Source organism: Sphingobacterium sp. UGAL515B_05 (genome assembly GCF_033097525.1).
In the GTDB taxonomy this organism is placed as follows: Bacteria; Bacteroidota; Bacteroidia; order Sphingobacteriales; family Sphingobacteriaceae; genus Sphingobacterium.
Window position 1 is genome coordinate 2,440,952 of the sequence record NZ_CP109907.1, and the last position, 12,306, is coordinate 2,453,257.

Sequence of the window (12,306 nt, forward strand, 5' to 3'; positions counted from 1 at the left end):
TATTAATAAATTCCTTTTCTAATCTTCCACAGTTTAAGCAGTAGATAGCCAAATAGTGCACCACCGACATGAGCCAGGTGAGCCACAGAATCCCCTGGTCTAGACAAGCTCATATAAATTTCGATGAGGATAAATCCACCGATCATATACTTTGCTTTGACTGGTACAGGAATAAACAAAAATTGAAGCGGTATGTTTGGAAAAAGATAGGCAAATGCCAATAGAACACCATAAATGGCTCCTGAGGCCCCCAACATCGGAATGAGGTAAGTTAGGGCTTCATTATTTCCGGTATTGGCCATCGCAATAAGTTCGTTTCCGCTTATGCCGTGAAGTGGAGCGAAAGAACCTGTCGCATTATAGAGTTGTATACCATTTACAGCTGTATAAAGAAACCAGGCACCGATTCCCGAAACCAGATAGAAATTTAAAAAACGTTTTGACCCAAGTACCTGCTCAATCATAGGACCGAACATAACCAGGGAAAACATATTGAAGAAAATATGGCTAATACTGTTCTTGTCGTGCATAAACATATGCGTGATCACCTGCCAGATTTTAAAATAAGGGGAGTCCGGATAATAGACCGCAAGATAATCATATGCTACAGGTACAAGTTGTGATCCAATATAAAATATGATATTGATGATCAATAAATTCTTGATAACAGGTGTCAATTGTGGAAACATATATTTTATCTTCTAGTTTTTACCAAATTTTTCCGCTAATTCTTGCAATGTAAATGTTACAATTACAGGATTCCCATAGATGGAGATATTGGGTGAGTGACAAGCAAAAAGTCTGTCCACAAGCTCTGCCATTGCTGTATTGTCCAACGCGGTACCAGGTTTAATGGCCGCATTACGGGCAAGGCTCTTAGCAAGATTTTCGCGCTTAGCGAGCTTATACTCAGATTGATTGTTTTTGTAATCCTCCAATATTTTCTCAATCATCTTTATTTCGTCAAATCCTGTCCCTAAGTCTGCAGGGATTCCGTCAATAATATAGGAATTTTTTCCAAATTCACGAATTTGAAAGCCTAAGCCATTAATGTCCTCCAGGAGGTCTTTCATTAATTCATTATCTGCAGCATTTAGGTCCAAAGTCTGTGGAAACAAACTTTGTTGACTCAGCCCTTTATGTTGGTCCAGTTGCGCAAGAAATTGTTCAAAGAGAATACGTTCATGTGCAGCCTGTTGATCAATTAGAATAAATCCAGAGTGAATCTGAGAAACAATATATTTATTATGGAGCTGAAAAAAGAGCTTTGAGGATGACTTATCTTCGACCTGAATGGCCTGTGAGCTATCCGTATGCAATTCCGGCTCCGCGTGTAGTGGCAGCTGAACAGATTCCTCCTTTTCGACGATTTGGTACAAGGAATCCCAATTGCTTGGTATGCCACCTGTTTTCTTACTGAGTCCTTCAGCATAGCTTTCTGAGCGCGTGTAGCTCGAGCCAGATGTTGATTTGTCTGTATCAAATGGATTGAAGTCCGGATTAAAAGTTACCGTTGGAACGATAATTTCATCCAATGCCTTTTTTGTGATGAGATTGGTGAAGCTCGTTTCCTGTTCAAAATCCAAAGATGGCATGATATTGTACCGTCCCAACGATCTTTTTACGGCTGAACGGATAATGGCGTAAATAGCCTTATCGTCTTCATACTTAATTTCGGTCTTGGTAGGGTGTACGTTGATATCGATGCGTGCAGGATCTATGTCGATAAATAAGACATAGAAAGGGAATGTTTCGGCCTGTAAAATATCTTCATAAGCATTCATGACTGCATGGTGCAGGTATGGATCACGTACAAAGCGTTTGTTGACAAAGAAAAACTGTTCACCACGTGTTTTTTTTGCAAATTCAGGTTTCCCAACAAAACCTTCTACCTTGATGATGGACGTATCTTCTTCCACAGGGACAAGTCGCTGATTGTAATTGTTGCCAAAAATATGGACAATACGTTGTTTCAGCGTCTCAGCCGGCAAATGGTAGATCTCATTTCCGTCGCTATGTAAGGTTAGGAAAATCTGTGGATTTGATAAAGCAATACGTTGAAATTCATCAATAATATGACGCATTTCTACGGAGTTACTCTTTAGAAAGTTCCTTCGTGCAGGAATATTGTAAAAAAGATTTTTAACTAAAATATTTGTTCCGGCAGCAACAGCTTCCGGATATTGGTTGACAACTTTTGATCCCTCTATCTCAACAACAGTACCCAGTTCATCTTCGATGCGGCGTGTTTTGAGCTCTACCTGTGCAATCGCAGCAATGGAAGCCATTGCTTCACCACGGAAACCCATTGTGCGGATAGCGAATAAGTCTTCAGCCTTACGAATTTTCGATGTTGCGTGACGTTCAAAACAAAGACGAGCATCAGTTACGCTCATGCCACAGCCATTGTCAATGACCTGGATCAATGACTTGCCTGCATCTTTAACAATAAGTTTTATTTTGTCAGCTCCAGCATCAATAGCATTCTCAATCAATTCTTTAATGGCAGACGCTGGTCGCTGCACCACTTCTCCCGCCGCAATCTGATTAGCAACATTATCTGGAAGTAATTGAATAATATCCGACATATAATACAAAGTTAAGAAATATCCATATTTGCAGCGTATAAACACCGATGAAAATCAACTGGACATTCCGTATGTTCTTTAAAAGCAAAAACCTTTAATGTGTTCATTTATACAAATGAAAATGGATGGCATTGATAAATAGTTGCGCCCTATTCCTCGGCCGTCAAAGTCAGTGTGCTATATCTATTGCCCCCTGTAAGACAAAGCTCAAGGAGTTGGAAAACATTCCTGCGCAATAACCGAGCCATCCCGGGCAAACAGCAGCCACGAAATATAATACTTCGCGGCTGCCGTTTCAAAGGCATTACATTTCCAATTTTAAGAAACGTGCTGTTTCGCTTTTATTATTTTTAATTAAGTTTTCAGGTGTTCCTTCAAATAGGACCTGACCACCATTTTTGCCACCTTCGGGACCGATATCAATGACCCAATCAGCCGATTTAACGACATCAAGGTTGTGCTCGATGATCAAAATAGTATTCCCGCGCCCGACAAGGCGATTGATAACCCCCATAAGGACATTGACATCTTCAAAGTGAAGGCCTGTTGTCGGTTCATCAAGGATATAGAATGTATTTCCGGTGTCTTTTTTAGAAAGTTCAGTCGCCAATTTTACCCGTTGTGCCTCGCCTCCCGATAAGGTTGTCGAGGACTGTCCTAAGGTGATATAACCCAAACCTACATCCTGCAGAGTTTTGATCTTTCGGTAAATACTCGGTACATTTTCGAAGAAATCCACAGCATCGTTGATGCTCATATCAAGTACATCGGAAATGGATTTTCCCTTATAGCGTACCTCTAAAGTTTCTCGGTTGTAGCGTTTTCCGTGACATGTTTCACAAGGAACCTGTACATCGGGGAGGAAATTCATTTCAATTACTTTCAATCCGGCTCCCTGACAGGTTTCACAACGACCACCTTTGACGTTAAAGGAAAATCTTCCGGGCTTATAGCCCCTGATCTTAGCTTCTGGAAGCTGCACAAACAAGGTTCTGATATCCGAAAATACACCAGTATAGGTCGAAGGGTTTGACCGCGGTGTGCGGCCGATAGGACTCTGGTCGATCTCGATGACTTTGTCAATATGTTCTAGCCCTTCAATTTTTTTGAAAGGCAGTGGGGTTGCTTTGGCTCTGAAAAAATGCTTATTCAAAATCGGGTATAAAGTACCTGTGATTAGGCTTGATTTACCCGAACCTGAAACACCCGATACAACAATGAGTTTTCCTAATGGAAAAGAGACAGACAGGTTTTTTAAGTTATGTCCGGTTGCTCCGTGTAATGACAATGTTTTTCCATTGCCCTCACGGCGTTTCTCAGGAATCTTAACCTCTTTTGTCCCGTTGAGGTAAGCTGCTGTTAAAGAGTCGGATTTTAGGATTTCTGTTGGTGTACCTTCGGCAACGACAGTACCACCATGAACGCCTGCAGCAGGTCCCATGTCGATCACATGGTCGGCATGTAGGATCATTTCTTTATCATGTTCTACAACAAGGACCGAATTGCCAATATCGCGTAGGTTTTTAAGCGCATTGATCAAACGTTCGTTGTCCCGCTGATGGAGCCCAATACTCGGTTCATCCAGAATATAAAGTACATTCACCAGTTGAGAACCAATCTGTGTGGCCAGACGGATCCGCTGTGCTTCACCCCCCGAAAGTGTTTTAGCTGTACGGTCCAAGGTCAAGTAATTTAGGCCGACGTCCAGCAGGAAGCCCAAACGTGCACGGATTTCCTTTAATATCTCCGTTGCAATAATGAGCTGGCGTTCATCAAGTTTGCTTTCTACCTGATCAAACCATTCTTTGATGGATGTAATGTCCATCGTTGAGAGCTCATGGATATTTTTATCCGCAATTTTAAAATGTAAAGACTCTTTTTTCAGACGTGCTCCCGCACAGGTTGGACAGGTCACTTTCGTTCTGAAGTCATCTAAAGAAGGCGCTTCATCCGATGATTTTCCCGAAAACTCTTCCAGCATCTTAAAGATTCCTTCAAATTCAACACGATATTCACGTGTGCCATAACTTCCATAAGATACCGTGACAACGATAGGCTCTTCCTTATTGCCAAATAAAAGCTGGTCAATCTGTTCTTCAGTTAGTTTTTCAAGCGGTGTTGTAATGGTAAAATCTAATTTTTTTGCGACAGCTTTCAATACTTCCGAAGTCCAATTTTCCCGGGTAGGTCCCAAAGGGGCCAAACCACCTTTTTGAATACTTAGTTTTTTATCCGGGATAACGGCATTCTTATCAATTTCAAAAATATAGCCCAAACCATCACATGTAGGACACGCACCATATGGGGAGTTGAATGAGAAGGTATTTGGCTGTGGCTCATCATAAGAGATCCCTGATTCGGCATCCATGAGATAACGGCTATAGAATTGCTCCTGATTATCTTTGGTGGAGACCTTGATGATACCTTTCGCTGTTTTCATCGCCTGCATCACGGAAGTCTGTAAGCGCTTTTTATCTTCACGCTCTATTTTCAGACGATCTACGACGATTTCAATATCGTGTATTTTGTAGCGGTCAACCTGCATTTTAGGAACAAGGTCCAATATTTCTCCATCCACACGTACCTTCACATAGCCTTGCTTGCGGATTTGTTCAAACAACTCACGGTAGTGGCCTTTACGCCCCTTAACCACTGGAGCCAGGATGTTCAGCGCCTGTCCTTCAAATTCAGTCAAAATCCGTTCGATAACCTGATCGTCCGACATACGCTCCATTTTCTTCCCAGTCACATAAGAGAAAGCTTCTCCTGCTCGGGCAAATAGTAGACGCATAAAATCATACACCTCAGTAATAGTTCCAACAGTGGATCTTGGGTTTTTGCTAGTTGTTTTCTGCTCAATGGAGATCACTGGGCTTAAGCCCGATATTTTGTCCACATCCGGACGTTCCATGCCACCCAAAAACTGACGGCTGTAGGCACTGAATGTCTCCATATACCGACGTTGTCCTTCGGCATAAATGGTGTCAAAAGCCAGAGAAGACTTTCCGCTGCCACTTAGACCTGTGATAACAACCAATTCATTTCTCGGAAAAGAAACATCTATATTTTTTAGATTATGCGCACGCGCTCCAAATACCTGAACTTCACTTTGTTCGCCCAAATCTGGGCTTCTTTTTACTGCCATGAAAACTCCTTAAGGTCCCCGTGTGAGGGATTAAATGCAAAACATGCAAAATTACAGATTTTAAAGGAATTATGCGAGCCTATCTGACTTTTGGAACAAAATGTGATATACACGTGATTTAAAAAAATAATGTACCTTGCACAGTAAATCTAAATTTATGCGAAAATACGACGTCAGCAAACAAGAGAAACAATCGATCGACGATATTGTCCAGTTTTGGAAGAAAGAGAACTTATTGGATGAACAAAAAGCGAACGAGCTGATGGATAGTTTAGACGTGAAAAGTTTTGATTGGGGACAACTGGCTAGATATGCCTTTTGGATTGCCTTGGCATCTCTGGTCTTCGCTGTTTTTTCGTTGTTTACAGATGCATCATTCTTGGCCCTTGTGGATACCCTCTATGAAGCACCTAATATCCTATTTTGCTTCTTTTTCGCTGCCGTGGCTGTATTATTCTATACGCTGGGTTTTCGGTATAAGAAACGCTATCCTTATAAAAATCTATCCACGGAAACCATGATGCTGATTGGGGTTTTCGGAACTGCGGCCTGCATCGGGTTTATGGGTAAAGTATTGGATAAAGATACGATGCACTATTCCCTATTATTTTTACTCTCTGTGGCAATTTATGGCTTTCTTGCCGTTAAGCTCGAGAGTAAGCTGATTTGGACGTTTATGCTTTTGGCCTTGGGTGTATGGTTTGCGACCGAGACTGCCTATCATAGTAATTGGGGATTTAAGTTTTGGGGAATGAATTACCCACTGCGTTTTACCATTTTTGGGGCACTGACAACCGCGTTGGCTGTTTGGATTCAACCCAGGTTTGAAAGGCTACAAATCTTTCAGCCCATCAGTTATATTGTGGGATTGATCTATCTGATGGTATCCTTGTGGACCCTTTCTATTTTTGGAAATTATGCTGATTTCTATGAATGGACGACTGTACGTCAATACCATATGTTCTACTGGGGTATTTTATCCACTGCCGTGTCGGTATTTCTGGTTGTCTACGGCTTAAAAGCGAAAGATAATGTCAGCAGGGAAGTAGGCTTTGTATTTTTAGTGCTCAATATCTATACCCGTTATGTCGAGTATCTCTGGGATAATATCAATAGAGCAGTATTCTTTTTGATTTTGGCCGTGTCCTTTTGGTTTGTCGGCCGTTGGGCAGAGAAATTATGGAACAAACGGAAGGAAGAGATTGCTGGATAACCCTTAAAATTGAATCGTAAATCCGACACCTCTATTCGAACTGATGGTCAGATTGGGATCCAGGCTTAAATATTTGCGGATTCGGGTAATAAAGACATCCATGCTCCTTCCTGTAAAGAAATCTGCAGTTCCCCATACCTTTTCAAGGATTTCTTCACGCGTGACAAGCTGGCCATTGTGTTGCCATAGAAAGAGGAGAAGTTGGGCTTCACGTTCAGTGAGCTTAAATTGTTCCAAAGTATGGCTTAATAATAATTGTTCGGGATGGAATAGATAGCTCCCGATGGCGATCGATTTTGGAGTACTATTTTTCTGATTCCGCTTTAATATATTTTGTATGCGAAGCAATAGTTCCTCGGGATCACAAGGTTTAGTGACATAATCATCGGCACCGATTTTTAGTCCCGTGAGTTTATCTATTTTTTGCTCCTTGGCTGTTAAAAAGATAAAGGGTAAAGCAGGGTATCGTGCATTGATTTCTTTGGCGAGGCTAAAACCACTGATTTGAGGAAGCATAACATCCAGTATCACCAGATCGTAATCGGCTAGCTGCTGGAAATTTTCCGTCAGATCATTGGGCTGCGCTATCCAGTCTATGGCAAATGCGGATAGCTCAAGGTACTGCTTGAGCATAAAACCAAAATCGGGGTCATCTTCAACGAGTAATATTTTATTCATTTTTGTCTTCAGTAGTTAAGTTAATATAAATGCTTTAGTCTATGGCCGCCTATTGTCTTTTCACAGCTTATCCTTGTTTTTGGTCATATTTCCGATGATGGGACAAGCGCATGCGGCAGCTGGATTTTAAACGTAGTCCCTACATTGGGTATGCTGGTTACACTAAGCTGTCCGTGATAACGATCGACGATTTTTTTTACAAGGAAAAGACCGATTCCCAGGCCTTTGGTGTCGTGAACATTGTCTTTTTGGATGCGGTAAAACTTGTCGAAAATATAGGGTAGCTCGGACTCCTCCATGCCGTAACCGTTATCCTGTATATAAACCGAGAGTTTACCTTTCTGATCCTCAAAAAAGATATTAATCCAAGTTGCACCATATTTTACGGCATTGTTCATCAGGTTCTGAAATAGTGTTGTCGCATCATTAGGGCTCAGGCATAGTTTGCCGTCAGGCAAGGGACTTAATTGAAATGTGATAGTTGGATTGGTCAATTGAAAGTCGTCGAAAATAGCTTGAAGTTCTGCTCTGGTAACAGGAGGCTGATCAATTGTTTGAAGATTTTCATGCAGCGGATCGAGTGTCTGTTCCAAGCGGTTTACTTGTCGCTCAATGACCGTTATAATGCTTTCGTCTGTTGATTTCCGAAGTGTTTTAGCGGCAATTTTCAGGGTTGCAATAGGTGTTTTGAGTTCATGTGAAATATTGTCGACGACATCGTGCAGTACGGTGATCTGTTTCTGCTGTTTTCTGAGATTCTGAATGGTTCTATAAAAAAGCCAAAGAAAAGCGGCTAGAATAAATAACGTACTCAATAGGAGCGAAGTAAGTTCTTTGAACAATATCCAGTTGAGATTCGTTACCTCAAAGGAAGTTTTTCGGTGAACAAAAAAGGTGTATAGGATCTCCCGGCTTTGGATACTGTCTTTGACTTTCTGTGTTTCTGTTTTTTCTGTTATCCATTCGCTTGAAGAGAGCTCTACGGGTTGACGAAACGTTCCATTTGTTATGTAGACAGTGATAGGACCTGCTGCGATTTGTTTTTCTAGGTTCTTGAAGTAAATACCCAAAATTTCCTTTTTCAGGATAACTTCCATTCCCAAGGGTTGAAATAGGCTGTCGACATATCGCGTGAGCCTTTGGGATGTTTTATGGGCATTTGCGTGGTATAACTCCTTTAATTTTTCGGCCGTTATCTCATGTTTAACCAATTTGATGTAGTAGTCTCTAGCAATGTCCTTGCTCATTAAATCATCATCAAAAAGCTTGTCGTTGTCATGAAGCTTGCCCAGCTTACTTTTCACAGTGGCAAAAATATCACGCTGTTTGAGCTGATAGGTATTGTACAATTGATACCCCTGTATGCCAATAAGTACGGCAAAAAATAACGTAAAGAGGACGATATAACTTTTGGGTTTCAATTCCATACACAAATATAACTGCTGAGGGCTAAGATAATATACCTTAACGTACTATTAACCCTTCATTAACCATTATTTGGCGCAACTATAGACACTTTTGAAGCATAGTAGAATATCAGCGTATGAAATGGCCGCGATTGTCAAATAGGCACGACAGCAAACGGGCCTACGTGTAACAACACATAGATTCTAACAAATAGAATAATGCGGATAAGCTATACTCGAATTAAAAGACTAATTATTTTTACATGAAATTGATCCTATTTTTTCTGGCTTTCCCCTTGTTGATTTCGGCACAGACCAAACAAATCGGGGGACAAGTACAGGATGCAAACAAAATTGTGCTGGCGGGAGCGACCGTTATGCTATTGGATAGCAACTATCAAGAAATCCGTGATGTAAAGACTGACCATTTTGGAAAATTCTTACTTACGCTGGATCATCCGAGTGGATACTATCTACGGACAAGCTATCTTAACTTCAAGTCTCAGGAACTTTTTTTTCGCAGCGATACCATTTCGGGCCCTTTGTTACTTGAACTTCTTCCCGAAGCAAAGGTACTCGAAGAAGCACAGGTCGTGGGTCGAGCGCCCCGATTGATCCGTAAATTGGATCGCTTGGAATTTAACGTTCAGAATTCCAATCTTTCAGCACTGAATAGCTGGGATATTTTGAAGCGTACGCCCTTGGTGATGGTGAATGGTGCAGATTTAATGGTCCGTGGGAACAAAAATATTGTTGTTCTCATTAATGACCGAAAAGTGATGCTCACGGGGGATGAACTGAAAACCTATCTGGAGAACACAGCAGGTAGCGACGTGCAGTCGATAGAGGTTATTACCAATCCACCTGCAAAATATGAAGCTGAGGGAAGCACGATTATCAATATTAAACTTTCCAAATCCAACCTATATGGCTATAGAGGCACGGTGGTTGCATTGGCCGAAAAAAGCAGTACCTGGAAGCAACTGTTTGGACTGACCCAGTACTATAAAAATGAAAAATTCAATCTTCGTGGTACGTATAATTTCGGACGAGGGACTTACGCACGTTATGAAACGAATTATGTTTATTATCCGAATGATCAAACCTCATGGGAAGGTGTCATGGATCGATTTGATACCAATAACAGTCAGAACAGCTATGTGTTTTCGATAGACTATACACCCGATACAACCTGGACGGTTAATGCTGGACTAAATGGTTATTTCGGACCGAAAACCTATGGTATTTATGAAGTGCCCACCATTATATACGATAAAAATCATGTACAGGAGTCAAGTTATTTTACCACCAATGATCATCAACGATCGACAAAAACGAATAACCTCTACCTTCAGGTAGCAAAGAAGCTTAATTCCAGGTGGAGCATAAATTGGTCGTCCTACTTCACTGACAATCATTCGACAAATGATCAGGATGTACTGACAGCGCTGCGATTTAAGGGGGAAGAACCGACAGATACCCGATTTATCAGTAATAATGGAAATAAAAATCGGCTTTTTTCTTCACAGATAGATTTCACCGGAAAGATAAAGAAGCTGGGGCTGGAGTTTGGTGGAAAATTTAGCGACGTGAAAACGACGAGCACCCTTGCTTTCTTTGATGATGAATCAGGGGAGCTCGAGCAAAGGCCTGATAAGAGTAGTGTGTTTGATTACAAAGAACGTAATGTGGCTTTGTATGGCTCATTGGACTATGCCTGGAAAAAATGGAGCTGGAAAGCAGGTCTAAGAGGAGAATATACCGATTTGGAAGGTATTGTATCCGAACCAGCTGATATCAATAAGCGTAATTATTTTGTGCTCTTTCCGACATTTTACATGCAATATGCCTTGACTGACGATCAGCAGTTTGGTTTTTCCTATGGAAAGCGTATCAGCCGACCTTCTTACTCCTGGCTTAATCCTGCAAAATCCTATTACAATCGTTTTTCTTATTTTCAGGGAGATCCACGTTTAAGGGCGACGATCGTTCATAATCTGAATCTGACCTGGACAAAAAACAACTGGAATATCGATCTCTTCTACCGATTTGAAAAGTGGCCCAATATGGAAATTTCCCGCCAAGATAACAACAATCACCAACTGATTTTCCAATATACCAATATCAAGAAAGGACAAGGGGCGGGGATAGACTTAGGAAAGAGTTTTCAGCTGACCGGACGCTGGGGATTGAATCTGCAGCTAGAGGGGATGTATAACGAGAATTACTTTATGGGTACTGATGACGTATTGCACAAGAATGATGTGTATATCGGCAACGGAAACATAAGCACCAACTATGTGCTGAATAAGGATGCCGGTTGGAATCTTGAACTGGGTAATACATTTACATCGCCCACGATACAGGGGCCATTTCATATTACAGGGTATTCAAGTGCCTATGTGATGACAAATCGAAAATTCTTTAAAAAGAAATTTGAAGTAAATCTATCATTTATGGATATTTTCAAAACAGAGAAAATGACGATATCATCCAAGTACGGCGATCAAAATAATTTTTATAGGGACTATCGGGATACCAGAAAAGTAAATCTGACGCTGCGGTATCATTTTGGAAATCAGAAAGTCAAAAGCAGTAATCAGCCCACTAGAACAGAAGAGCAGAATCGTTTGTAAATCAGTTAACCTTAGTAAAGTTAAATCCTTCCGATTCCCTGTACTATTTTATTCATAATACATTGGTAAGGGAAATGGATGAAGCATACATTAAAAACAATAATCCTCCACATCGCATGTGGAGGATTATCAGATGCTAAGAAAGTATTTTCTTAGTTAATTTTCAACGAATACGTGATATTGATACCGCCGGCGGCAAGCATATCGTGTACTGAGCAATACTTTTTAACGGCTAATTCAGCCGCTTTGGCCGCTTTTACCTCATCAATTTCACCCTTCAGGAAAAAATTAATGTGAATATCTGTAAATACTTGTGGAATTTCTTCCCGGCGTTTACCTTCTACTTCGACCTGGATATCGTCAATTTGTTGGCGTTGTTTTACCAGTATGCTATGGAGGTCAAAGACGCTGCAAGAACCCAGTGCCATTAAAACCAATTCCATTGGACGAACACCTTTTCCCTCACCGCCGATGGCTTCTGAACCATCGATGTTGACTTTGACGGGGGATAATTCACTGCTGGCTTCGAAATGCACAGCTTGGTTGACACGGTTTAATTTGATTTTCATCTTATTTTATTTTATTCTTTTTGCTCGTTTAGGCTGTGGGGACATGATATGATACTTCACTTCCTTTTTCA

Annotated in this window: 8 protein-coding genes; 2 read left to right on the forward strand and 6 right to left on the reverse strand. The window is 41.0% G+C overall.

What is annotated here, in order from left to right; genetic code table 11:
• Positions 1 to 2: 2 nt before the first annotated feature.
• The 3 genes from OK025_RS09885 to uvrA form a co-directional block, all read right to left on the reverse strand.
• Complete coding sequence (locus tag OK025_RS09885; RefSeq protein WP_317669325.1) at positions 3 to 689, reverse strand: rhomboid family intramembrane serine protease; 687 nt, start codon at positions 687 to 689, stop codon at positions 3 to 5.
• 12 nt (positions 690 to 701) lie between these two features.
• Complete coding sequence (gene mutL / locus OK025_RS09890; RefSeq protein ID WP_317669327.1) at positions 702 to 2,588, reverse strand: DNA mismatch repair endonuclease MutL; 1,887 nt, start codon at positions 2,586 to 2,588, stop codon at positions 702 to 704.
• Between the two features lie 304 nt (positions 2,589 to 2,892).
• Positions 2,893 to 5,733, reverse strand: coding sequence for an excinuclease ABC subunit UvrA (gene uvrA, locus OK025_RS09895; protein ID WP_317669328.1), 2,841 nt, complete (start codon positions 5,731 to 5,733; stop codon positions 2,893 to 2,895).
• 157 nt (positions 5,734 to 5,890) lie between these two features.
• Here uvrA and OK025_RS09900 point away from each other — a divergent pair, with 157 nt between their 5' ends.
• The gene (locus OK025_RS09900; protein WP_317669329.1) at positions 5,891 to 6,946 is read left to right on the forward strand and encodes a DUF2157 domain-containing protein; all 1,056 of its coding nucleotides are present in this window, start codon (positions 5,891 to 5,893) and stop codon (positions 6,944 to 6,946) included.
• A gap of 3 nt (positions 6,947 to 6,949) precedes the next feature.
• On the opposite strand, the gene OK025_RS09905 is transcribed toward OK025_RS09900, so the two are convergent.
• Both OK025_RS09905 and OK025_RS09910 read right to left on the reverse strand, forming a co-directional pair.
• Entirely contained in the window at positions 6,950 to 7,624 is a 675-nt protein-coding gene (locus OK025_RS09905; RefSeq protein WP_317669330.1) for a response regulator transcription factor, read from the reverse strand.
• A gap of 83 nt (positions 7,625 to 7,707) precedes the next feature.
• Positions 7,708 to 9,051, reverse strand: coding sequence for a HAMP domain-containing sensor histidine kinase (locus OK025_RS09910; RefSeq protein WP_317669331.1), 1,344 nt, complete (start codon positions 9,049 to 9,051; stop codon positions 7,708 to 7,710).
• Positions 9,052 to 9,293: 242 nt separating this feature from the next.
• Between OK025_RS09910 and OK025_RS09915 the strand changes: the two genes are divergently transcribed.
• Positions 9,294 to 11,666: an outer membrane beta-barrel family protein gene (locus tag OK025_RS09915; RefSeq protein ID WP_317669332.1), complete on the forward strand. Its 2,373-nt coding sequence runs from the start codon at positions 9,294 to 9,296 to the stop codon at positions 11,664 to 11,666.
• A 152-nt stretch (positions 11,667 to 11,818) separates the two neighbouring features.
• On the opposite strand, the gene OK025_RS09920 is transcribed toward OK025_RS09915, so the two are convergent.
• Positions 11,819 to 12,235 carry an OsmC family protein gene (locus tag OK025_RS09920; RefSeq protein WP_070570243.1) on the reverse strand — a complete coding sequence of 139 codons (417 nt, stop codon included), beginning with the start codon at positions 12,233 to 12,235 and terminating at the stop codon, positions 11,819 to 11,821.
• Positions 12,236 to 12,306: the final 71 nt, after the last annotated feature.